We start from the raw sequence: 24,581 nt of genomic DNA on the forward strand, positions 1-24,581 counted from the left end.
GCGCCGTGAAGATTGATTCGTGGCGTGATCTGCTCGGCAACGCCGAGGTCGTTCTCATCGGAATCGGGGAAACGGGTCCAGGCGGTGACGCCGCCGCAGCAGCGGAACTCAACGGTGCGCGCGTCGTGTTCGACGACCCGGCCGCGCACCCCGCTCGCACGCTCGCCGCCCTGGAGCGCAGCGGGGCCACCCACGCCGTGCTGGAGTCTGCTCGCGTGACCGCGCTGGCGGCCGAGCCCACGGCGGACTTCACCGATCTGTCGGCACTGCGCCTGGTGCTGCACGTCGGCGGGCCCGCCGAGTTCGGCGAAGTCCCAGTTCTGCGGCTCGACCTCGACCCGGACGACGCGCACGACGCCGTGGTCGCCGCCGTCGAGTCCGTGCAGCCGGTAGGGTTGACGCGGGAGCACACCGCCGAGTTCGTCGCGCGGCTGGACGACGCGGTGCTGTCGTCGATGCTGTTCACCTTGCAGCAGCACGACGTGCTGACGTCGCCCTCCGCCGGTCACGAGGTCGCCGAGGTGCTCGCGGCCGCGAGGGTGGCCGAACGGCACCACGCCGTCGTGGAGCGCTGGCTCACCGCCCTCACCGAACGGGGAGTGCTCCAGCGCGACGAGTCCCGCGTGCTGGGTGCGACACCGGTGGTCAGATCCACTGTGGACGAGAAGTGGGAGCGCGCCCGCGCGCTCTGGGTCGACGGGCTCGGCGACGCGGCCGTCGTGGACTACTTCCGCCTCAACGCGGACCACCTGCCCGGCCTGCTGGCCGGCACCGAACAGGCCGCGCTGCTGCTGTTCCCGCAGGGCCGCACGGACGTCGCCGACGCGCTGTACCGGCACACGGCCGTCGCCCGGCACCTCAACGCCGCCGTCGCCGCGGCCGTGCGCGAACTCGGCGAACCGTTGCGGGTCCTGGAGATCGGCGCGGGCACCGGCGCGACGAGCGAGGTCGTGTTCGAGGCGGTGGCGGGCCGGGAGATCGACTACCTGTTCACCGACGTGTCGTCGTTCTTCCTCACCACCGCACGGGAACGCTTCGCGCACCACGACTTCGTGCGTTACGACGTCTACGACGCGGACAAGGACAACCGCGAGCAGGGCTTCGCGGCAGGCAGCGCAGACGTCGTGATCGTGGCCGGGGCGCTGAACAACGCCCGCGACACTGACGCGACGCTGCGCCGGATCCGCGAACTGCTGGTGCCGGGCGGCTGGCTGCTGGTGATCGAACCGACCCGCGAGTACCTGGAGATCCTGGTGTCGCAGGCGTTCATGATGACCGCCGCCGAGGACGCCCGGCTGCGGTCCGGCACGACGTTCCTGTCCCGCGCTCAGTGGCTGGACGCGCTGGAGGGTGCGGGCTTCACGCGGGTGCACGTGACACCCGGCGACGACCACCCGCTGGCGCCGATGTCGCAGTACCTGTTCATGGCTCGCCGCTGACGACCTACGCATCGCCCGGCCTCCCCGGCGCGGGCGCCGGGCGATGCGCCACGTCGTACAACATCGACGCGTAGCCCAGTTCGCCCGTCAGGTCGCGCCACATCTGGCACAGCGCGAGGTGGTACTGCTCAGGGCGTTCGGTGCCGAGGGCCACGAGATCGCGGCCGATCGCCTGCGGCAGAACGGTTTCCAGGAAGTCGCGATAGGTGCCCGAACCGCTGAGCACCGACGTGCCCTCGTCCAGGTGCGTGGCGCCGAAGTCGAACGACGTCCGCGCTTCCGGCGGGACGTGCAGGCGCGGTGTCCACGAGACGGGACCGTGCGCGTCGTGCAGCGCGAGGCCGCCGCCGTCGAACCCGATGGTGGCCCGCGTCAGCAGGTGCATGTGGTTGTCGGGATCGTCCGGCGCGATCTCGTTCTGCACGCGCAGCACGAGCGGCACACCGCCGATCTCGCCGGTGACGACGGTGAACGGCCCGCTGGTCGCGACCTTCGCGAACCGCCACGGCCGGATCGTGCCGAGCGCCTCACCCAGCACGTGCAGCAGCGGGAACGACACCTGGACCGCGCAGGACGCCTCCAGGTACACGGGCTTCTGCGCGACCTCACGGACTGCCCCCGCCCACGCCCGCACGGCGGGCAGCTGCGCGTACAGGTCGCCCATCCGGAACCGGACGCCGTGCCGCCGTGCCACCTTCAGGCTCTCCACCAGGTCGTCGTGGTGGATCGGCTGCTCCTGCACCACGTGGATGCCTCTGGTCAGCAACTCCCTGGCCAGTTCGCTGCCGGGCCCGCCCATCGCCGAGGACCGGACCACGACGCACGCGACGTCGACGCCGGTCACGTCGGACACTTCAGTCCACAGTGGAACGCCGAGCCGGGCGGCGGTCTTCGCGGAGCGTTCGCTGCCGGTGCCGAGGATCCCTGCGAGCTGGAAGCCCGGCAGCGCGGCGACGGCGGCGAGGTAGGACTGCCCGAACGTGGTGCCGCACACCACCACGCGGGTCACAGCGCCCCCTCCTCGACGGCGATCAGCTCCGAGATCGGCCGGTCCTCGACCACGACGCCGAGTTCGGTGACGACGGCCGGGTCCAGCACCTCGGCGGCGGTGTGCGCGCCGGGACGAACCTGACCGCGCAGCACGGCGAGGGCCGCCTGCACGGTCACCGACGCCGTCATCTCGGCAGCGGACTCGGCACGGGCGATCGCAGTCCGAGTGCCGGCGGGGCCGTCGATCTGGACGTACAGCGCGGCGTACGGGGTGCGCCCGGCGACATCGAGTGCGGCCGCCCCGCAGAGGGAGCGGACGGCGTCCTCGCGGTCGAGGCCCGGAACGCGGTCCAGGGCCGCAAGTAGGTACCCGTTCTCGACGAACGTGTACCAAGTTCCGTCTGCGAGGGATATTTCCTTCGCCGCGGCAACGTTCTCCTCGTCGAGGAACGGCAGCGCCACGACGGGACGGGACAGGTGCGGCAGCTCGACGTCCCGCGTCCTGGTGGCGGCGTGGGCGGCCCGCCGCCCGTTGCGCCAGGCCGCGCCCGCTTCGGCGGTCCCGTGCAGGAAGTCGTCGGCGCCGGCGGGGCTGAACCTGTCCAGCACGCCCGAGTAGGAGGTGAGCGTCCGCACCTCGCCGAAGCCCCTGGCCAGGTAGCGAGGGAGGAGGCCGGAGAGGCCGGGGGTGGCGCCGGCGGCGAAGATCGCGACGCGACCGGGTGCAACGACACCGGGTCCCCCGAGCCGCACCCTGTCACCGCCGGCGTCCACGTGATCGGCACCTGCCCGCAACGCCACCGAAGCCACGTGCGCGGACGTGTCGTGCGACGGCCCGGCGCAGTTCACCACCAACCGTGCCCCCGCGACGAACTCCTCGAGTGCCGGCCGGTCCCTCAGGTCGACCCCGGTCGTCCTGCTGCCCGCCCGCACCTCCAGCCCGCAGGCGCGCAGGTCGTGCAGCACCCGGCTGCCCACCGCACCGGTGGCTCCCAGCAGTGCGATCACAGCTCGCCCTCCTCGGTGTCGGCGGCTTCGGCGAACAGCGCGGCGGCCTGCGCGACCGTCGGTCCGGCGAAGAGCTTGCGCAGCGGCAGCACGACACCGTGCCGTTGTTCGACCTGCTGGATGAACCGGGTCGCGAGCAACGAGTCGCCGCCGAGCACGAAGAAGCTCTGTGCACGTCCGGTCACCGGCACGCCGAGCAGTTCCGCCCACAGCGACGCGACCAGTACCTCGAAGTGGCCGCGTGGCGCCTCGCCCGAGTCCTCCCCTCGGAGCCCGCCGAGAGCGCGGCGGTCGACCTTCCCGTTGGGGCTCAACGAAATCCACGGCAGCACCTCGACGCGTTCCGGCACCATGTGGTCCGGTACGCGGGTGGCGGCGTGGGCCCGCACGGCGGCGAGATCGAGCACCAGCACCGACTCGGGCACCGTCGCCGTGATGACCGCAAGACCGTTGCCCGCCGGCCGGTGGGTGGCGCCGGTCAGGCCGAACGACGCGAGCTCCTCCGCCCAGCGGCGTGCGGGCAGCATCGGAGAGCCCGCGTCCCTGCGGGCCGGGTCCAGTGCGGTGAAGCCATGCTCCAGGACGGCGGCGGTCAGCAACCCGATCGGCGCGAGCTCCTCAGGTTCCACGACGATCACCCGGCCTCCTGGCGCGCACAGCAGCGCCGCGACGGCCACACCGCGCCGCACGTCGGGATACCGGTGCAGCACGTTGTTGGCGACCACCACGTCGAACCGGCCGCGCAAGGACTCGGGCACCGCCTCGACCAGACCGTCCACAGTGGTCACTTCGCGGCCGAGATCGGCCGGCACGCCCCACACCGCCACGGCGCCGGTCAAGCCGGCGATCTCCGCACGCACCACGGACAGGGCTTCCCGCGCGGCGGAGGCCACGATCGACGCCGGAGCGAGCAACGGCTCGTCCAGCAACGCCGTGGCGGGAGTCCGACCGGCGAGGACGTCGCGGTAGAGATCGACCAGCTCGCGGGCGCGCAGCACCGATCGGCCGACGGCGTCCTCCCGCGCGGAGAACGGCATCGGGCGCCACACCCGCGCGGCCAGGTCCTGCCGGGCAGGGCCGGAGAGCCAGGCTCGCCACACCCGCGCGGTGGGTTCGTGTTCCGCGGCGATCTCGCCTTTGAGCAGTTCGGTCAGCAGTGGTGCCACGACGACGGTCTCGGCGCCGTGGTCGGGAGCAGGACCGTCGTGACCACCGGCCGCGACGGCAGCGGGCAGGGCGGCCGGCACGACGGCGGCGACCAGCGAGCCCTCCACCACCGACGCCACGGCCTGGCCCACTCCCGGTGCCGACGACAGGGCGGCCTCTACCTCGCCGAGTTCGATGCGGTGGCCGCGGATCTTCACCTGCTGGTCGCGGCGTCCGAGGAACTCCAGCGTGCCGCACGGCCAGTAGCGGCCGAGGTCACCCGTGCGGTACCAGCCGCCAGCGAACTGCGCGGCCGTCCGCTCCGGCGCGCCCCGGTAGCCGCGCGCGACGCCCGCGCCGCCGATCCACAGCTCGCCCTCGACCCAGTCCGGGCAATCCCGGCCGAACGCGTCCACGACCCGGAACCGCTGGTTGCGCAGCGGGTAGCCGTACGGAATGGACGGCCAGGCGGGGTCGACCGCGTCCACCTCGAAGAAGTTCGACCAGATCGACGCCTCGGTGGCACCGCCGAGCGCGGTGAACCGGCAGTCCGGCGCGACCTGCGCGAGCCTGTCCGGCAGGTCGAGGCCCACCCAGTCACCGGACACCAGCACGACCCGCAGCGGCAGCGGCCCGGCCACCACGAGCAGCATGTCCAGTAGCGCGGGCACCGTGTTCCAGACCGTGACGCCGTGCTCGACGACCAGTTCGTGCCAGCGGCGGGCGTCGCGGCGGGCGTCCTCCTCCACGAGCACGAGCGCGCCACCGGCTGACAGCAGGCCGAACAAGTCGTACACGGACAGGTCGAAGTCCAGCGCCGACACCGCGAGGCCCCGGTCATCCGGTCCGACCTCGTAGCGCTCCGACACGTCGACGATCGTGTTCATGGCCGCGCGGTGGGTGATCTCCACGCCCTTCGGTTCCCCGGTCGACCCGGACGTGAAGATCACGTACGCGAGCCGGTCCGGGTCGCCGAACACCGGTTCGGCCGGTGCGAGCGACTGCGCCCGCGCCACGAACTTGGGTGTGACGGCCGTGCGAACGCCTGCCAGCGCGTGGATCCGCTCGCGCCGGGCCTGCGGCTGGTCGACACCGATCGGCACGTACGCACCGCCCGCCGCCAGCACGCCCAGGACCGCGACGATCTGCTCCGCTCCCTTGGGCAGGGTGACCGCGACCGGTTCGCCGGGCTCGACGTCGAGCGCGGCGGCCACCCGCAACGCCCGGTCGGCCAGTTCGCCGTAGGTCACGACCTCGGTGCCCAGCAACGCGGGCCGGCCCGGGTTCTCCCGCGCGTGCCGGAAGAACCCGTCGTGCAGCGTCACGTCCGGCAGCACGTCGGTGGTGGCGTTGACAAGCGTGCGTCGTTCCCGTTGGGCCGCCGGGAGCAGATCGGGGGCGGTCGCGGTCCAGTCCTCCGCCGCGAGCCAGCCGACGAGTGTCCGGTAGGCCTCGAACATCGCGTCCACCAGCCCGTCGGGGAACAGGCCCTCGACCGCGTCCCACACCAGCTCGACGCCGCCGTCCACTTCGGACACCTGGTGGTCGAGCCAGACCTGCGGGGTCTGCGAGATGCCGTGCACCTGCTCGGTCAGCAACGGGTTGGCGCGTGCGGGCAGTCCGAGGGCGCTGGTGAACACCACCGGCATCGTCACCTCGGCGACGCCGCTGTCCCTGGCCATCGACCGCAGCACCTTCACCGCCGACACCTCGCGGTGGTCGAGCGCGTCCCACATGCGGCGTTGCAGGCGGCGCGCGCCGGCGAGCCACGGCTCCCCCGCCTCCGGCCGGTGGTCGACGAGCAGCAGCGACGTGAAGTCGCCGATCACGTTGTGGATGTCGGGATGCACCTCGCGCCGATCGAACAGCGTCACGTTCACCGTGAGGTCCGGCTGCGCGCTCCAGCGGCCCAGCACCTCGGCGAACGCGGTCAGCAGCACCGCAGAGGGCGTGAGGCCGTGTTCCCGGACGCGCGCGGTGATCGCCTGCCACTGCGCGGCGGGCACCAGGGCGGAACGCCGGGCGAACCGAGGCGTGGTGATCGAGGCCGGGTCGAGGGCGAGCGGCAGGCGTGGTCCCGGCGGCAGTTCGCGGGAGATCCGGTGCCAGTACTCGGTCGCCGCGGTGGTGTCCCGCTCCGGGCCGAGCAGGTAGTCGCGGAACGTCAGACCGACCGGGGGCAGTTCGGCGGCCGGGTTCTCGTACAGCGCACCGAGTTCCGAGTAGAACGTCAGCACGCTCAGTGCGTCGAACACCAGGTTGTCCGTGCCGATCGCGAGCACGCCGGCGCCAACCGTGACTGAGAACAACGGCCACGCCGACGGGTCGAACACGTGGTGCGACCAGGCCTCGCGCGGGTCGTCGGCGAGCTGGACCCGGAACGGCGGCACGTGCTCCAGCACCTGCTGGCTGCCGTCGTCGAGGAACACGACGCGCAACATGTCGTGCCGCGCCACCAACGCGTCGACGGCCGCTTCCAGCCGTGCCACGTCGAGATCGGCGACCGCGTACTCGCGGTAGAAGTGACTGCCGACGCCGCCGAGGGTGAACCCGTCACCGCGGCCGACCCAGTACGCGCGCTGCACGTCGGTCGGCGGGAACGGCTCGAACCGGTGGGCCGGGTCGGCCACGACCGGGGCGAGCACGGCGGTCTCGCCGGTCGTGAGCGTGGCGGCGAAGTCGGCCAGCACCGGGTTGCCGAAGAGCTTCGCGAGCGCCACGTCCGCGAGTCCCGCCGCGGCGAGCCTGCCGACGAGCCGGGTGGCGAGCAGCGAGTCGCCGCCGAGCTGGAAGAAGTTCTGCTCGCGACCGGTCACCGGCACGCCGAGCAGATCCGACCAGACCGCGGCGACGGTCTCCTCGACCGCTCCGACCGGTGGGGTCAGCGCGAGATCCTCCGTGGCCAGTTCGGCGACGGTCCGGGCGATCGCCGCGCGGTCGACCTTCCCGTTGCGGGTCAACGGCAGCGACGGCAGCACCACGACGTGGTCGGGCACCATGACCGACGGCAGCCGTTCCGCGAGCGAGCCCACCAACGCCTGCTCGTCGAGGTCGGCCAACAGCGGTTCCGGGTCGGTGCCGGACTCCAACAGCGCGACCAGTTCGTCGGTACGTCCGGCGAGCCGGTGCACGAGCGGGTCGCCCGCGCGCGTCCACCGGAGTGTGCTCCACGAGGGCGCGTCCGCGACCCGGTCACGCCACGTTACGTCGGCATCCGGCACCTGGTCGAGCAGGTGGGCCAGGAAGGGGTCGGCGATCTCCTCCGGCACGCTCGTGGTGACAACTGCGGCGATGCGGCGTTCCGGCGTCACCAACGCGACGCCCTGCGCGACACCGGGGAACGCGGTGAGCGCCGCGTCGATCTCGCCCAGTTCGATGCGGTGCCCGCGGATCTTGACCTGGTGGTCGGTGCGGCCGAGGAACTCGACGGTGCCGTCCGGCCAGCAGCGGGCGCCGTCGCCAGTGCGGTACCAGCGGCGGCCGTCCTGCTCGACGAACTTCTCGGCGGTGCGGTCCGGGTCGTGCTGGTAGCCGAGCGCGACGCCGGTACCGGACACCCACAGCTCGCCGGGCACCCAGTCGGGGCAGTCGTGGCCGCGCGAGTCGACCACCCGGTACCGGGTGTTGCGGAACGGCTTTCCGTACGGGACGGTCCGCCAGCGCGGGTCGACCTCGCCGACCTCGCAGATCGTCACGTGGATGGCGGCCTCGGTCATGCCGCCGAGACCCGCGAACCGGCAGCCCGGTCGCAGCTCGCGCAGGCGCGTGGGCAGGTCGACGGTCACCCAGTCACCGCCGAGCATGACCAGCCACAGCGCGTCGCCGAGACCCCGACCCTGCCCTGCGACGATCAACATGTCGAGCAGGGCAGGTACCGCGCTCACGACGCTGACGTCCCAGCGCCGCACCAGATGTGCCCACGCGTGCGCGTCGCGGCGCTGGTCCTCGTCCAGCAGGACGACGCTGCCGCCGAAGCCCAGGAAGGCGAACAGGTCGTAGACGGAGAGGTCGAAGTCCAAAGCGGACAGTGCGATGGTGCGGTCATCGGAGGTCACGCCGAAGTGGTCGTTGACGGCCTCGATCGTGTTCGCGGCGGCGCGGTGCGGCACCTCGACGCCCTTGGGGACGCCGGTCGAGCCGGAAGTGAAGATCACGTACATCACGTCCTCGCCGTCCACGACCTCGAGGTCGATCGCCGGCTCGTGCTGGACGGACTTGGCCACGGCGTCGTCGGCGAGCACGATCCGCGCTCCCGCCGACTCGTGCACGGCGGCCCTGCGTGCGGCCGGGACGTCCACACCGGACGGAACGTAGTACGCGCCGGCACCGAGCACGCCAAGCACGGCGATCACCTGGTCCGGCCCCTTGGGCAGGGTGATCCCGACCGCGTCGCCGGGCTCGATCCCATTGGCGCGCAACAGGGTCACCAGCTGGCGGGCGCGGCGGGCCAGCTCGCCGTAGGTCATGGTCGCGTCGTCGCCCCAGACCAGCGCGATCCGGTCGGGCTCGGCGTCGGCAAGCGCGAAGAACCGTTCGTGCAGGGGACGGCTCGGCGCCGGGCCGTCGGTCGCGTTGACGAGTTCGCGGACCGCGCGCTGGTCCACCGGCAGCAGGCCGCCGATCCCGGTCTCCCAGCCCTCTCCCGCCGCGAGGCGGTCCACCAGCGCGGTGAACGCGCCGAACATCGCGTCCAGCACGCCAGGGGCGAACAGCTGCTCGCGGGCGTCCCAGCTGAGCAGCACACCGCCGTCGTGCTCGGTGACCTGCGCGTCGAGCCACACCTGCGGCCCCTGCGAGATCATCCACACCGGGCGGCCGACCCGGTCCCGCACCTGCGGGCCGAACAGCTCGCCGAAGTCGAGCGTGCTGGAGAACACCACCGGCGCGAGCACCTGCTCGCCGTGGTTCGCCCTGGTGAGTTCGCGCAGGACGTCGACGCCGGTGAAGGCGGCGTGCCCCGCTGCCTCGCGCAGCTCGTCCTGGGCGCGGCGGGCCGCGGTCGTGAACGGCTCGGCGAGGCCGGTGCGCATGCCGAGCAGCACCGAGCTGGAGAAGGCGCCGACGAGGTCGTCCACCTCGTCGTGCAGGGGCTCGCGGCCGAACACCGGGACGTTCAGCAGGAAGTCGCGTTCGGCGCTCCACGCCCCGACGACCTCGGCGAACGCCGTCGCGAGCACGACGGGCAGGGTGAGGCCCGCCGCCGCGGCGCGGTCCTTCAGGCGCGCGCACGCGGCGGCGTCGAGCCAGTGCTCGCGGCGGCCACCGGCGGTACCGGTGTGCTGCCCGGACTCGACGGGCAGCGCGGGCGAGCCGGGCAGGTCCGCGAGCCTCGCGAGCCACCACTCGCGGTCGGCCGCGACGGTCCCGGCACGGGTGCGGGACCGATCGGCGAGGTAGCGCGGGAAGCTGTAGCCGATGGGCGGCAACGACTCCCCGGCGAGCGCGCGGGCGAGATCGGCGACGAGAACGCGCAGGCTCATCGCGTCCGCGGCGACCATGTCGACGTTCACGTGCACGCGGGTGGCGTCGTCGCCGATCAGGGTCAGGCCGATGTCGAACACCTCGCCCGCCGCGACGTCCATGACGCGCTCGGAGAGCCGGGTGCGCACCTCGGTGAGCTCGCGCTGCCGTTCGTCTTCGGCCAGGTCGCGCAGGTCGTGCACCTCGGGACCGCGCCACGAGGTCTCGGCTGCGATGCGCTGACGTCCGGCGTCGTCGACCGCGACCCTGGTCATGCCGTGCCGGGCGAAGACCGCGCGGGCGGCCCGCTCCAGCGTGGCGGGGTCCAGGGCGCCGCCGTCGAACTCGGTGTAGAAGTGGGCGGCCACCCCACCCAGTTCCTGGCCGTCGCGACGGCCGATCCACAGCGCGTGCTGCAACGGGTCGAGCTCGAACGGCGCGCCTTCGTCCACAGCGGACTCGGCCGCCGGAGCTTCCGCCCGCCCGGCGGCGAGTGCGCACCAAGCCCCGACGGTCGGCCGTTCCGCCAGTTCGGCGAAGCTCGTCACGATCCCGGCCCGCTTGAGCTTGCCCGCCACGCGCATCATCGCGATCGAGCTCATGCCGCCCGCGATCAGGTCCGTTCCGTCGTCGAGCTGGTCCGCCGGCACTCCCAACACCGAGGCGACCACCGCGCGGACGTCCACTGTGGTCACTTCGCGTTCTCCTCGATGACGACGCGGAGCACCTCGGCGGCGTGCTCGGCGGGGAAGAAGTGGTCGCCCGGCAACACACGCCGGGTGAACGAGCCACAGGTGTAGTCGCTCCAGCGGTCGGCCTGCTCAACCGTGACCTCACCGTCGTCCGCGCCGACGAGCGCGGTGACCGGGCACGACAGCCGCGGCCCCGGCACGTGCCGGTAGGTCTCCTCGACGCGGTAGTCGCCGCGGATCGCCGGGAGGAACACGGGCCACAGCTCGGGGGTGGACGCGAGCACCTCGGCGCCCGCACCACCGACCCGCCGCACCTCGGCGACGAGTCCCTCGTCGTCGCGCAGGTGCACGTCGCCGCCGATCAGCTCGTGCGGTGCGTGCCTGCCGGACACGACCAGTCCCGACACCGGCAGCTGCCGGGCGACCTCGTACGCGACGAGCGCGCCCATGCTGTGCCCGAAGAGGACGAGAGGTGTGCCCGAGAGGGCGGCGATCTCGGCGGTCACTCCGGCCACGAGCTCGTCCATGCCGGTCGGGACCGCGTCGGCGATGCGGTCCTCCCTGCCGGGGTACTGCACGGCGTGCACCTCGACGTCTACCGGCGCGAGTCCCGACCAGGAGCCGAAGAAGCTGGCCGCGCCGCCCGCGTGCGGGAAGCACACGAGTCGCAGGCGCGCGGCGGGGCGCGGGGTCCGGCAGCGCAGCCAGCGCGCGTCGGTTCTGGACAGCACGACGAGGTCACGTCCCTTCGAGATGGAGGCTTCAGACGTAGAGCAGCGTTCAAGACAGCAAGGGCACCCTAACCCCCTGTCCGGAAATCAGCGAAACCCTTTCAGTGAATCACTGCCTGTTACTCGCGGGTATCACGCCAACGGATGCGCACTTCGACATGTATCCCCAGCTCACGAGGCAACTCTAGGCGTCATTCCGCCATTCGTCACATGCTCGGATAAGCATGTGGAAGTACCTCCGCCACGTCTCGATTGGCTTTCCAGGTGACCTGGAACTCGGTTTGCACTAAGCCGGTTGTGCCTGGCCGAACGCTGGGTTAGGTTGCACCGCGCTTAGGTACACCTAAGTTCCACCCCGCCGCGTTTGCTGGAGGTTCGACCATGTGGCTCAGTCGCCGTGATCTGCTGCGCACCGCCGGGCTCGCGCTCGGTGTCGCCGGTGCCACCTCGGTGCTCGGTGCGTGCGGCGCGAGCACGCCGGGCGCCGCTCCGGTCGAGAACGCCGGGACGCGCACGCCCAAGCAGGGCGGCAGGCTCAGAACGGTGTTCACCGGCGGTGGCGCGGCGGAGTCGCTCGACCCGTTCACCGGGCAGGCGCCGATCGACTTCGCCCGCAACGACGTGATCTTCGACTCGCTGTTCACCCTGGACGGTGGCAAGCCGGTGCCGCGGCTCGCGGTGTCGGCCGAAGCCGCCGCGGACGCGAAGTCGTTCACGCTCAAGGTGCGCGACGGCGTGAAGTGGCACGACGGGTCGCCCTTCACCGCGGAGGACGTCGCCCACACGTTCCGCTATCTCGGCGCGCCGGAACGGCCGTTCCCCAGCGAGCTCGCCATGTACGTCAACCTCGCGGGCATCGAGGTCGTCGACCCCACGACGTTGCGGGTGCCGACGTTGCAGCCGCTGGGCGATCCCGCGCTGGTGCTGGCCGCGTTCGCGGTGAAGGCGATCAAGAACGGCACGCAGTCGTTCACGCAGCAGACGGCGATCGGCACCGGGCCGTACCGGGTCGAGGCGTTCGAGGCCGGGCGTGAGGCGACGCTGACGCGCTTCGACGGCCACTGGGACAAGGCGGGGTACGTCGACGAACTGGTGCTGCTGAGCCTCACCGACCCTCAGGCCAAGACCAACGCGGTGCTCACCGGCCAGGCCGACTACGCGGCCGACATCCCGTTCACCACGGCGAAGACCGGTGCGGCGTCGGCGGACCTGGAGGTGCGCACCGCCGGGGAACGCAACCGCGTCGGCTTCGGCTTCGTGCTGAACACGACCATCGCGCCGTTCAACGACCCGCGCGTGCGACGCGCGTTCCGGCTCGCCCTGGACCGCAAGGCGTTGGTGGACAGCGTCTTCCTCGGCTACGGCACGGTCGGCAACGACCTGTTCGGCTACGGCACCACCGACTTCAGCTCCCGCGAACCGCTGGCGCGCGACCTCGACGAGGCCCGCAAGCTCGTTCAGGCGGCGAACGCGGGCGGCACGCCGATCGTGATCAGGTCGGCGGAGTACGAGATCGGCTTCAACGCCTCCACGCAGCTCGTCGCCGAGCAGCTCAAGGAGATCGGCCTCACCGTGAAGCCGGACATCGTCGGCGTGGCCGAGTTCTACGACCCGTCTGCGATCAGCGCGGCGAACGCCATGACGTTCTCGGTCGGCGCGCTGCCGTTGCCCGTGCTGTACGCGCGGCTCGCGTCGAACCCGGCGTTCGCGTTGGTGGACAACGACCTCAGTGCGGCGATGGCCACCGGTCTCGGTTCGCTCGACGCCGCAGCCCGCGGCAAGGCGTGGACTCAGCTCCAGGACGTCATGTCCGACCGCGGCAACACCGTCGTGTGGGGGCTCGCGGACACGCTCAGCCTGGCACGCAAGGAGGTCGCCGGCATCGAGGTCCGCGGCGGCATGGCCAAGTACCCCTACCTGGGTCACGCGGGGCTCGCGTGATCCGCCGCGCCGGCCTGCTGCTCGCGACCGGCGCGGGGCTCGTGCTGCTGCTGTCGCTGCTCGTGCACGTCGGTGTCGACCTGCTGCCGGGCGACGCGGCGACCGCGCGGCTCGGCCCGAACGCCACGCCGGAGCGGGTCGCCGAGGTGCGGCACCGGCTGGGACTCGACCAGCCGGTGCTCGTCCGCTACGGCGACTGGCTCTCCGGCGTGCTCCGCGGTGACCTCGGCACGTCGGTGACCGGCAAGCCCGTCACGGAGATGCTGTCCGACCGGATCGGCAACTCCGTGGTGCTGACCGCGGTGACGCTGGTGCTGCTGGTTCCGCTGTCACTCGGCCTCGGTGTGCTCGCCGCGACGCGCGGAGGCCGTCCGATCTCGGCGGGCGCGCTGCTGCTGGTGTCGGTGCCGGAGTTCGCGATCGCGGGTGGGCTGGCGCTGGTGTTCGCGGTGACGTTGCGGTGGCTGCCCGCCGTGTCGCTGATCCCGCTCGGCGACAGCCCGCTGACGCACCCGGACGCGCTGGTGCTGCCGGTGCTCAGCCTGCTGGCGGTGGGGTTGTCGTACTCGGTGCGGGCGATCCGGTCGGCGGCGGTGACCGCGTTCGGGTCTCCGCACGTGGAGTTCCTGCGGCTCAACGGGATCTCGACGCGCGGGGTGGTGAGGGCCGCGGTGGTTCCTGCCGTGCTGCCGGTCGCGGTGCAGGTGTGGCTGGTGACCGGTGTCGGCCTCGTCGGTGGAGGGGTGCTGGTGGAGAAGGTGTTCGGCTATCCGGGTATCGGGGAGCTGCTCGTGACGTCCGTGCAGACCGGTGACCTGCCAGTGGTGCAGGCGCTGGTGCTCGTGCTGGGTGGCGCGATGCTGCTGGCGCTGGCGGTCGCGGACCTCGCGGTGGTGCTGTTGACGCCGCGGTTGAGGACACGGGCGGTGGCGGCGTGACCGAATCTCGCCCGCGCCGCATCACCACCAAGACCGTCGTCCTGGCTGTCGGCGGCCTGGCCGTGGCACTGCTGCTCTTCGGACCGCTCCTCGCCCCGCACGCCGCGACCACCCCGGTCGCACCCCCTTACGCACCACCGTCCGCGGCCACGCCGTTCGGCACCGACCACCTGGGCCGCGACGTGCTGTCCCGGTGGCTGCACGGCGGCCTGCCGCTGGTCCTGACGAGCCTCGCCGCCGCGCTGACCGGCGCGGTCGCCGGTGCAGCAGCGGGGCTGACAGCCGCGCTCACGCGGTCCGGCTGGGTCGAGAACGCCGTGCTGCGGCCACTCGACGCGATCGCCGCCGTGCCACCGATCCTGGTGCTGTTGCTGACGTTGATCGCGCTGCCGTCGCGGGCGGGCCTGGTGCTCGCGGTGACGCTCGCCGCCGCTCCGCTCACCGCCCGCGTCACGATGGCCGCCGCCGCGCAGGTCGCCGGGCGCGCGCACGTCGAGGCGGCGGTCGCGCGGGGCGAGAACTGGGCCTGGCTCGTCGGACGCGAGGTGCTGCCGCTGATCGCGGCGACCGTGCTGGCGGACGCGGGCATGCGGTTCGTATCGGCGGTGCACCTCGTAGCCGCCGCCGGGTTCCTGGGACTCGGGGTGTCCGATTCGGACTGGGGACTGATGATCGTGGACGCGTTGCCCGGTGCGGCGCTGCAACCGTGGGCGCTCGCCGTGCCCGTGATCGGGGTCGCCGCGCTGGCGATCGGCGCGAACCTGCTGTCCGACCGCGTGGTCCGCACGTCGAGAGGACTGGCCGGATGATCGCGCACGTCGAGTCGTTGCGCGTCGAGGCGGGCGGACGGGCCGTGCTGGACGGCGTGGACCTCGCCATCTCCGAGGGCGAGGCGGTGGGTCTGGTCGGGCCGTCCGGCTGCGGCAAGACCACGCTCGCGCTGGCGTTGCTCGGCCACCTGCGCGACGGCGCGCGGCACGGGGGCGGGCAGGCGTTCGTCGGTGGGCGGCCGATGCTGCCGAAGCCGCCGCCGGACGTGCGCGGGCGGCTGGTCGGCTACCTCGGCCAGGACCCCGGTCTGGTGCTCACGCCGTACCAGCGGGTCGAGGCGGCGCTGAGGCTCGCGGGAGCGGCGGACGTCGGCGAGGCACTCGACCGGGTCGGACTACCTCCTTCTTTCGCGCGGCGCTATCCGCACCAGCTCTCCGGCGGGCAGCAGCAACGGGTCGCACTCGCGTTCGCCCTCGCCCGCGAGCCGCGGTTCCTCGTGCTCGACGAACCCACCGCCGCCCTGGACGTGATGGCGCGCGCGGAGGTGCTCGCCGAGCTGCGGCGGTTGCGGGACCACGGGGTGGCGCTGCTGTGGATCAGCCACGACCACGGCGCTCTGGAGCAGCTCGTCAGCCGGACGGTGGCGCTGAGCGACGGCCGGATCTTCTGCGTGCCCGACCCCGTCGCCGAGGTGCCGCACCGTCCATCCACACCGGACTCGACCGCCGTGCTGACCACGGCCGGCCTCAGTGCTCACCACGGTCGCGCGCAGGTCCTGCACGACGTCGGGCTCACCGTGAGCGCCGGGGAGTGCCTGGCGGTGCTCGGGGTGTCCGGGGCCGGCAAGTCGACGCTCGCCCGCTGCCTCACCGGTCTGCACCGGCCTTCCTCCGGAACCACCGAACTCGTCAGCTCGCCTCTGGCCGCCGACGTCCGCGATCGCAGCAGGGAGGAACGCGCGAGCGTGCAGCTCGTCCCCCAGAACCCCGCGGAGTCGTTGCACCCCAGACAGACCGTGCGCACGGCGTTGACGCGACCGCCGAAGGTCCTGCTCGGGCAGCGTGGTGACGCCGCCGAGCTGCTCCGGGCCGTCGGGCTCCCGGCCGAGGTGGCCGACCGGATGCCCGGTGAGCTCTCCGGCGGGCAACGTCAGCGCGTCGCGCTCGCCCGCGCGCTCGCCGTCCGGCCGAAGGTGCTGGTGTGCGACGAGATCACGTCCGCCCTCGATCCCGCGACGCAGGCCGGCGTGCTGACGCTGCTCGACGACCTGCGTCACGAACACGGCCTCGCGGTCGTGTTCATCACCCACGACGCGGCGGTCGCCGCCGCGATCTCCGACCGGGTGCTCGTGCTCGCCGAAGGCCGTGTGCTCGCTCACGGCCCGACCGCCGAGTTGCTCGCCCGTCCCGACGACCTCCCGTCCCTGCTGGCGCTCGGACGGCCGACCGCGGAGGACCCGTGCAAGATCTGAAGCAGCTGCCCGAGCTCGACGACGACTACCTGCAGAACCCTCACGACCTCGCGGCACGGCTGCGCGTGGAGGGCCCCGCCCGGCAGGTCGTCATGCCCGACGGCGTGCGTGTGTGGCTCGTGACCACGCACGCCGAGGCACGCGCGTTGCTCACCGACCCCAGGTTGAGCAGCGACGCCGTGTACGACCGGCTGGAGCACGCCCGTGCGCTCGCCGAGGGCAAGAAGATCGAGTTCTCGCGGTCGCTCGCCGGTCACATGCTCAACGTCGACCCGCCCGACCACACCCGGCTGCGCAAGCTCGTGAACAAGGCGTTCACCAGCCGAACCATCGCAAAGCTGGCGCCGCGCATCGAGGAGATCACCGCCGAGCTGCTCGACGCGATCACCGAGGACGAGCCGGTCGACCTGATCGCCGCGTTCGCGCTTCCGTTGCCCATCAGGGTGATCTGCGAGCTGATGGGCATCCCGGCCGACGATCAACAGCAGTTCGCGACCTGGTCCGGCCAGATGGTGTCGACGGCCGCACCCGAGGAGATCGGCGCGGCGTCCGGGCAGATGGCCGGGTACCTGATGGGGCTGGCCGAGCAGAAGCGGGCTGACCCCACCGACGATCTGCTCTCGGCGTTGGTGCACGCGAGCGAGGACGGCGACCAGCTGTCGATCCACGAGCTGATCGCCATGACGTTCGTGCTGCTGATCGGCGGCTACGAGACGACGGTCAACCTGATCTCCAGCGGTGTGCTCAGCCTTCTCCAGGCTCCTGAACAGCTGCAGAAGCTGCGGGAGAACGAGGCCCTGCTGCCCAACGCCGTGGAGGAGTTCCTGCGGTTCGAGACGCCGAACAACATGGCCTCGCCGCGCTTCACCAAGGAACCGGTCGTCGTTGGGGACGTCGAGATCCCCGAGGGCGAACTCGTGTTCGTCTCGCTGCTCGCCGGCAACCGCGACGCCGCGCGGTTCCCCGATCCCGACCGGCTCGACATCACCCGGCCGACCGGCGCGCACCTCGGGTTCGGGCACGGCATCCACTACTGCGTCGGCGCGCCGCTGGGACGGCTGGAGGGCGAGATCGCGATCGGCAGGCTGCTGGAGCGCTTCTCGCACATCGAGCTCGCGGTCGCCCCCGAGTCGTTGCGGTGGCGCAGTAGCACCCAGATGCACGGCCTGGTGTCGTTGCCGCTCGTCGTGCGCCGCTGACCCTCTTCTGACGAAACGAGAACGACGATGTGCGGTATCACCGGCTGGGTGGCGTTCGACACCGATCTCACCCAGCAGCAAGAAGTCCTCGCCGCGATGACCGCCACCCTGACCGCCCGCGGCCCGGACGCGGGCGACGTGTGGGTGCGTCCGCGCGCCGGGCTGGGCCACTGCAGGCTCGCGGTCATCGACCTGCCCGGTGGCGCCCAGCCGATGACGGCACTGGACGACACCGTCGCGCTGGTCTACAGCGGCGAGGTCTACAACTTCTTGGAGCTGCGCGACGAACTGGCCGCACGCGGGCACAAGTTCCGCACGGCGAGCGACACCGAGGTCGTGCTCGCCGGCTACCTGGAGTGGGGCGTGGCCGTCGCCGAACGGCTCAACGGCATGTTCGCGTTCGCCGTGTGGGACGAACGCGACGGCTCGTTGACGCTCGTGCGCGACCGGCTCGGCGTGAAACCGTTGTATTACGGGGAAACCCGCGACGGCGTGCTGTTCGGCTCCGAGGCGAAGGCGATCCTGGCGAACCCGCTGGCGTCGCGCAGGGTCGGCCTCGACTGCCTGCACGAGCTGGTCGGCCAGACCAAGGCCCCCGGCTGGGCGCTGTGGGAGGGCATGCGCGAGGTCGAACCCGGTACGGTCCTGACCGTGACCGCCGCCGGGGTGCGCGAGCACGTCTACTGGCGGCTGGAGACCGCCGAGCACCTCGACGACCAGGACACGACAGTCGAGACCGTGCGGTCGTTGCTGTCGGACGCGGTGCGGCGCCAGTTGGTCGCGGACGTGCCGCAAGGCGTGCTGCTCTCCGGTGGTCTCGACTCCAGCGCGCTCACCGGACTCGCCGCCGAGGTGATGCCGGGCCTGCGCACGTTCTCGGTCGGCTATACCGGTCAGGAGGAGAACTTCCGGCCGGACGAGCTGCGCGCGACGTCCGACGAGGCGTTTGTGCGCGAGGTCGTGACGCACGTCGGCTCGACCCACCGGACGGTCACCGTCGACACCCGCGAGCTGCTCGACCCGGAGCTGCGCCGCACGGTCGTCCGGGCGTGGGACCTGCCACTCGGGCTCGGCGACATCAACAGCTCCCTGCACCTGCTGTTCCGGGCGATCCGGGTGGAGTCGACGGTCGCGCTGTCCGGCGAGTCGGCCGACGAGGTGTTCGGCGGCTACCCGTGGTTCCACCACGAGGCCGCGCGCACGGCGAACACGTTCCCGTGGCTGGCGTTCGCGCACTCGATCAACACCGATCGCATGGCCGTGCTGCGCAAGGACCTCCGCGACCGGATCGACATCGAGGCCTACGTGGCCGACCAGTACGCGACGAGCGTGGCGAGGGTGGAGTTCCTCGACGGCGAGTCGCCGTTGGAACGCCAGATGCGGGTGATCTGCCACCTGCACCTGACCCGGCTGGTGCGGGCGCTGCTGGACCGCAAGGACCGCATGTCGATGGCGACCGGACTGGAGGTGCGCGTGCCGTTCTGCGACCACCGGCTCGTCGAGTACGTCTACAACACGCCGTGGGCGCTGAAGTCGTTCGACGGCAGGGAGAAGTCGTTGCTGCGAGCGGCGGTGAGGCACGTCCTGCCGGACTCGGTGGCCGACCGGGTGAAGAGCCCGTACCCGAGCGTGCAGGACATCAGGTACGCGACGGCGCTGCAGTCGCAGGCGGCGGCCGTGCTGGCGGAGGACTCGGCGTCGTTCGCGCTGGTGGACCGGGAGTGGGTGCGCGCGGCGGTGGCGCTGGCACCGGAGGAGATCACCGGGCCGCGCAGGCAGGGGCTGGAACGGGTGCTGGACGCACACCACTGGGTGCTGGAGTACCGGCCCGAGTTCACGTTCTGAGGTTCTTGATGGGGGCGGTCCGGTTGGACCGCCCCCATCGTCGTCACACGACGTCGGCGAGGTAGCCCGCGATCCCGGCCGGTGTCGGGTGGTTCCACAGCAGCGTCGCGGGCAGCGCCACCCCCGTCTCGCGTTCGAGCCGCACCCGCAGCGCCGACGCAAGCAGCGAGTCCACGCCCGCCTCCGTCAGCGGCCGGTGCGGGCTCACCGCGTCCGCAGGGACGCCGAGCACCGAGCCGATCGCCGTCGCGACCACGTCGTCCAGGCAGGACCGCAGTTCCGCACCGGACAACCCGGCCCAGGCGCTCGCCTCGGCGGGCTCTGTGGACGCCGTGAGACCGGACAGCACGGATGGCCTGGGCCCGCTGTGGTCGCGCCGGACCCGCAGCACCGCCGTGACGCCGTTCGGGGCGGCCAGCACCCGGTCGAGCGCGCGCAACGCCTCGTCCGCCGTGATGTCACCGGTGCCGCGCGCGTCGAGTTCGACATCGGTGGCCGAGGCCGAGGTGGACATCCCGAGACCGCGCCAGCTCGTCCAGGCGACGCTCGCCGTGCCGGATCCCCGGTGCACGGCGAGGGCGTCCAGGTAGGCGTTGGCCGCCGCGTACGCGGTCTGGCCGGGCAGTCCGAGCAGCGGGCCCGCCGAGGAGAACAGGACCAGGAAGTCCAACGAGCTTGCGGGGAACAGCTCGTGCAGCACGCGGGCGCCGTCGACCTTGGCCCGCATCACCTCCGCCAGGTCCTCAGTGGTGACGTCGATCATCAGTCCACTTCGGACCGTTCCGGCGGCGTGCACGACGCCGGCGATCGGCGGCAGGCCGAGTCCGTCGAGGGCGGCGCGGGTGCCGTCGAGGTCCGCGATGTCGGCCGCGATCGGGAACACGGCGACACCGGCCTGTTCCAGCTCGCGGACGACACTGCCGCCGGGATCGTTCTCCCACGACGAACGGCCGGGCAGCGGGGTGCGGCCCTGCAGGACGACGCGGCGGGCACCGAGGTGTGCCAGGTGCAGCGCGACCTTCCGGCCGAGGGCACCGAACCCGCCGGTGACGAGGTAGGTGGCGTCGGGACGGCACCGCGCCTCGCCCGACGAGCTCGCCGGCACCAGCCGGGGCACCCGGACCTCGCCCGCCTCGATGGCGAGCACGGGTTCGCCGCGAACGGTGAGAGCACGCGCGAGCGTTTCGGCGTCGAGCGCGGTCGGTTCGGCCGGCAGGTCGAGCACACCGCCCCAGAAGCCGGGGTGTTCGCTCGCCCCGACCCGGCTCACGCCGTGCAGCGGGGCGTGGTCGAGCGAGCCGGATCGCGTGGCGCACCACAGCTTCGGCTTCTCGCCGGGGAGCGCGTCGAGTTCCCGTGCGGTGTCGAGCAGTTCCCGCACGGCACCGAGCGGATCGGTGCTCACCGGGGCGAGCACGAGGTGGCCCGCCGCGTCACCGGGGCGTTCGACCAGGGGCAGTCCGAGTGCGGCGGCCAGTTTCGCGTCACCCAGCACTGATGCCGAGGCCCGCGCGCCGGGTTCGACCGGCAGAGCCTTCCAGCGGACGTCGTAGCTCAACTCCGGCAACGAGTCTCCGCTGTCGCCGTCGAGTTCCCCGTACCGCAACCCCGTCATCCACGCGCCGCCGAGGTGGACGTCCACCGTGTGCGCGCGGTCCTGGTCGACTCGGACGACGATCTCGGCGGTCTCCGGTGCGTCCCCGGTCAGGCCGAACGACGCGATCTCGGCGGGCATGCGCAGCACCGGCGGCCCGTCGAACGCCACCGAGGCGAGCGACAGCGCCGCGTCCAGCAACGCCGTCCAGCCGTCCGCGACCACCGTGCCGCGCAACGCTCTGGGCCCGCGCGACAACGCGGTGAAGCGCCAGTCGTAGCCCATCGCGGCGACCCCGAGCTCGGCGAGCCTCGTGACGACGTGATCAAGCGCCAGTTCCTCCTCCGTCTGAACGTCGAAGGGTTCGCCGAGCGTGTCCGCAACAGACGCCGTCGTGTGCACCACCCAGTCGCCGCCGCTGCGCGACACGATGCGCAACGCCGCACCGTCCTGGACGACCTGCAGCTCGCGCGGCTCGTCCTCGGGAACGGCCACCGGCATGCGCAGCCGCACGTCCCGCAGTCCCGCGCGCTCCCCCGCCACCCGGAAGGTGTTCAGCAGCACCGCGGCGGGGACGATTTCCGTGCCGAGCACCGGATGCAGGCCGGGATAGGGCCGGGTGCGAGCGGACAGCGTCGTCGTCCACGCCCGCACGCCGGACCCGTGCACGTCCACCGGGGTACCGAGGAGCGTGTCCCGCGGGTACCTCCTCGCCGGGCCACCGACCCAGTGCGGGGTGTGGCGCCACACGACTCCGGGCATCGGGACGAACCCGCCGTCCGGCTGCAGCACCGTCCAGTCGGGGTCGATGCCGTGCCCGTACAACGCGGCCAGTCCCGTCAGCAGGCTCTCGCTCTCGGGCCGGTTGCGGCGCAGGCTCGCGACCGCCGCACCATGCACGCCCTGCGAGTGCAGCACCTCGTTCACCGAGTGGCTCACGACCGGGTGCGCCGACACCTCGAGGAACAGGCGATGCCCGTCCTGCACGGCCGCCTCCACCGCGCCCGCGAACCTCACGGGCTCACCCAGGTTGGCCGCCCAGTAGCGGGCGTCCTGCCGCGGCGCCGACCGCGGATCGTCCACGGCGGTGACGTACAACGGCACGCGCGCGGTTGCCGGCTCCAGGTCGGCGACCGCCAGTGCGAGCTGTTCGGCCAGAGGCGCCATCTGCGGCGAGTGGAACGCCACGTCCGAGTCGACGTTCCGCACGACCCGGCCGGCCGCCGCCATCGCGGCACCCACCTCGGCCACGGCCTCCGGGGGACCGGCGAGCACCGTGGACGTGGGGGCGGCCGCGATCGCGGCGACCACGTCCGATCGGCCGCGCAGGTGTTCGGCGGCGTCTGCGAACGACAGGTCCACCATCGCCATCGCGCCCCGCCCGGCGACCTCCGGCAGCAACCGCGACCGGCGGCACACCAGCCGGGCGCCCTGGTCCTCGGTCAGCACTCCGGCGACCACGGCCGCGGCGATCTCGCCGACCGAGTGCCCGATGATCGCGGCGGGCTCGACTCCGCGGTGCCGCCACACCGCGGCCAGACCGACCTGCATCACGAACAGCATCGCCTGGATCCGGTCCACGCCACCGACGTCCCCGGACTCCAGCACTTCGCGCGGCACCACGCCGAACTCCTCGCGGAACGTCGCCGCGAGCCGGTCCACGACCTCGGCGAACACCGGTTCGCACGCCAGCAGCTCGCGCCCCATGCCAGACCACTGGGCGCCGTGGCCGGAGAAGACCCACACAACGCCCTGTCCTGCAACGCCGTCCACCGGTTCCACCGTGCGCAGTCCCTCGGTGAGCAACGCGCGGCCCCCGGCGACCACGGCGGCACGCACCGGCAGATGGGCGCGACGGTGCGCCAGCGTGTGTCCCAGGTCGGCCAACGGGACGTCCAGCTCCGCCAGCTGCGCGGCCTGTGCCTTCACCGCCTCCGAGGATCCGCCGGACACCGGGTACAGCCGCGGCGCCGACAGCGTCACCTCAGGACGGTGCACCGTCTCGGGTGCGCGCTCCAGGACGACGTGCGCGATGGTGCCGCCGTAGCCGTAGCTCGCTACACCGGCGTACCGCGTCGTGAGCGGACGCGCCTCGGTGACGACCTCCAGCCCCGTACTCGCCCAGTCGAAATCGGTGCGCGGCGCGGAGTCCAGCACGGTCGGGGGCACGACCCCCGCGTCCAGTGCCAGCGCCGTCTTGATCACCCCGGCGATCCCGGCCGCCGCCTCGGTGTGCCCGATCGCCGGCTTCACCGCGCCGACCAGGCACCCTCCCTCGCCCAGGACCGCCGCGATGGCACCGAGTTCGATCGGATCGCCCACCCGCGTGCCGGTGCCGTGCGCCTCGACGTACCCGACCTCGCGCGGGTCGACCCCGGCGTCGGCGTACGCGGCACGCATCAGATGTTCCTGTGCGGCACCTGAAGGAGCCATTATGCCGTCGGTCCTGCCGTCTTGACGCACCGCGCCGCCCCGCACGACGGCCCACACGTGGTCGCCATCCGCGAGCGCGTCCTCCAGTCGCTTCACCACCACGACACCGCAGCCTTCTCCGCGGCCGTAGCCGTTGGCGTCCGCGGTGAACGTCTTCGACGTGCCGTCCGGGGAGATCGCCCCGGCCTCGTCCAGCACGGCGGTGAGTCCAGGGCCGGACATGATCATCACGCCACCCGCCAGGGCGAGCGGCACTTCGCCCGACGCGACCGCCGCGCACGCCTGGTGCAGCGCGACGAGCGACGAGGAACACGCGGTGTCGACGGCGAAGGACGGCCCGCGCAGGTCCAGCGTGTAGGAGATGCGGTTGGCGACCGCGCACAGCGACGCGCCAATGCCCGTCCACGCCCGCACGCCCGGCAGGTCCTCCAGCAACCGGCGGCCGTAGTCGTCGGTGCCGACTCCGAGATACACCCCGGTGTCGGAACCCGCGAGCGAGGTGGGGTCGATCCCGGCGTGCTCCAGTGCTTCCCAGGCGACCTCCAGCGCGATGCGTTGCTGAGGGTCCAATTGAGACGCTTCCACCCCGGAGATGCCGAAGAAGGCGTTGTCGAAACCGGCCACGTCGTCGAGGAAGGAACCGCGCGCGGTCACTCGCGTCAGCGCGGCGGCGTTCTCCCTGGAGAGCCCGGCGGCGGCGTCCCAGCGGCCGGGCGGTACCGGTCCCGCGGTGCGGGAGCCCTTGAGCAGCAAGGAGAAGAAGCTTTCCGGGGAGCTCACCCCACCGGCGAAGCGACATCCCATTCCGACGATGGCAACGTGCTGACCTGTAGCGACCACATGCCCAGCAGAACAGGACGGGTAGGCCGTCGGCGTGAGTAGCACCTACTCAATCCTGGGTGAGAGCGCACACATACTCAGTT

Annotated in this window: 12 protein-coding genes; 7 read left to right on the forward strand and 5 right to left on the reverse strand. The window is 72.3% G+C overall.

Annotated elements, in window-relative coordinates:
* Positions 1 to 5 precede the first annotated feature (5 nt).
* Entirely contained in the window at positions 6 to 1,439 is a 1,434-nt protein-coding gene (locus tag QSK25_RS25310) for a class I SAM-dependent methyltransferase (RefSeq protein ID WP_285641800.1), read from the forward strand.
* A 4-nt stretch (positions 1,440 to 1,443) separates the two neighbouring features.
* Here the strand turns inward: QSK25_RS25310 and QSK25_RS25315 are convergent, their stop codons facing one another.
* The 4 genes from QSK25_RS25315 to QSK25_RS25330 are packed head-to-tail and all read right to left on the reverse strand — an operon-like array spanning position 1,444 to position 11,466.
* A complete protein-coding gene (locus tag QSK25_RS25315; RefSeq protein ID WP_285641802.1) occupies positions 1,444 to 2,448 on the reverse strand; it encodes a Gfo/Idh/MocA family oxidoreductase in 1,005 nt (334 codons plus the stop codon).
* Positions 2,445 to 3,437: an NAD-dependent epimerase/dehydratase family protein gene (locus QSK25_RS25320; protein ID WP_285641804.1), complete on the reverse strand. Its 993-nt coding sequence runs from the start codon at positions 3,435 to 3,437 to the stop codon at positions 2,445 to 2,447. The genes QSK25_RS25315 and QSK25_RS25320 overlap by 4 nt, the downstream gene beginning before the upstream one ends.
* Entirely contained in the window at positions 3,434 to 10,738 is a 7,305-nt protein-coding gene (locus QSK25_RS25325) for a non-ribosomal peptide synthetase (protein ID WP_285641805.1), read from the reverse strand. Before QSK25_RS25325 ends, QSK25_RS25320 begins: the two co-directional genes overlap by 4 nt.
* The gene (locus QSK25_RS25330; RefSeq protein WP_285641807.1) at positions 10,735 to 11,466 is read right to left on the reverse strand and encodes a thioesterase II family protein; all 732 of its coding nucleotides are present in this window, start codon (positions 11,464 to 11,466) and stop codon (positions 10,735 to 10,737) included. Before QSK25_RS25330 ends, QSK25_RS25325 begins: the two co-directional genes overlap by 4 nt.
* Before the next feature lie 381 nt (positions 11,467 to 11,847).
* Between QSK25_RS25330 and QSK25_RS25335 the strand changes: the two genes are divergently transcribed.
* From QSK25_RS25335 to asnB, 6 genes are read left to right on the forward strand one after another with little or no spacing between them, the layout of a single operon-like run.
* Positions 11,848 to 13,407 carry an ABC transporter substrate-binding protein gene (locus QSK25_RS25335; protein WP_285641809.1) on the forward strand — a complete coding sequence of 520 codons (1,560 nt, stop codon included), beginning with the start codon at positions 11,848 to 11,850 and terminating at the stop codon, positions 13,405 to 13,407.
* A complete protein-coding gene (locus QSK25_RS25340; protein WP_285641810.1) occupies positions 13,404 to 14,345 on the forward strand; it encodes an ABC transporter permease in 942 nt (313 codons plus the stop codon). Before QSK25_RS25335 ends, QSK25_RS25340 begins: the two co-directional genes overlap by 4 nt.
* Positions 14,342 to 15,154 carry an ABC transporter permease subunit gene (locus QSK25_RS25345; RefSeq protein ID WP_285641811.1) on the forward strand — a complete coding sequence of 271 codons (813 nt, stop codon included), beginning with the start codon at positions 14,342 to 14,344 and terminating at the stop codon, positions 15,152 to 15,154. Before QSK25_RS25340 ends, QSK25_RS25345 begins: the two co-directional genes overlap by 4 nt.
* Entirely contained in the window at positions 15,151 to 16,587 is a 1,437-nt protein-coding gene (locus QSK25_RS25350; RefSeq protein WP_285641812.1) for an ABC transporter ATP-binding protein, read from the forward strand. The genes QSK25_RS25345 and QSK25_RS25350 overlap by 4 nt, the downstream gene beginning before the upstream one ends.
* A complete protein-coding gene (locus QSK25_RS25355; RefSeq protein WP_285641813.1) occupies positions 16,575 to 17,786 on the forward strand; it encodes a cytochrome P450 family protein in 1,212 nt (403 codons plus the stop codon). The genes QSK25_RS25350 and QSK25_RS25355 overlap by 13 nt, the downstream gene beginning before the upstream one ends.
* A gap of 27 nt (positions 17,787 to 17,813) precedes the next feature.
* Positions 17,814 to 19,631, forward strand: coding sequence for an asparagine synthase (glutamine-hydrolyzing) (asnB, locus tag QSK25_RS25360; protein WP_285641814.1), 1,818 nt, complete (start codon positions 17,814 to 17,816; stop codon positions 19,629 to 19,631).
* A 43-nt stretch (positions 19,632 to 19,674) separates the two neighbouring features.
* On the opposite strand, the gene QSK25_RS25365 is transcribed toward asnB, so the two are convergent.
* Positions 19,675 to 24,543, reverse strand: coding sequence for a type I polyketide synthase (locus QSK25_RS25365; RefSeq protein ID WP_352236327.1), 4,869 nt, complete (start codon positions 24,541 to 24,543; stop codon positions 19,675 to 19,677).
* Between the last annotated feature and the right edge of the window lie 38 nt (positions 24,544 to 24,581).

This window comes from Lentzea sp. NBRC 102530 (assembly GCF_030269365.1).
In the GTDB taxonomy this organism is placed as follows: Bacteria; Actinomycetota; Actinomycetes; order Mycobacteriales; family Pseudonocardiaceae; genus Lentzea.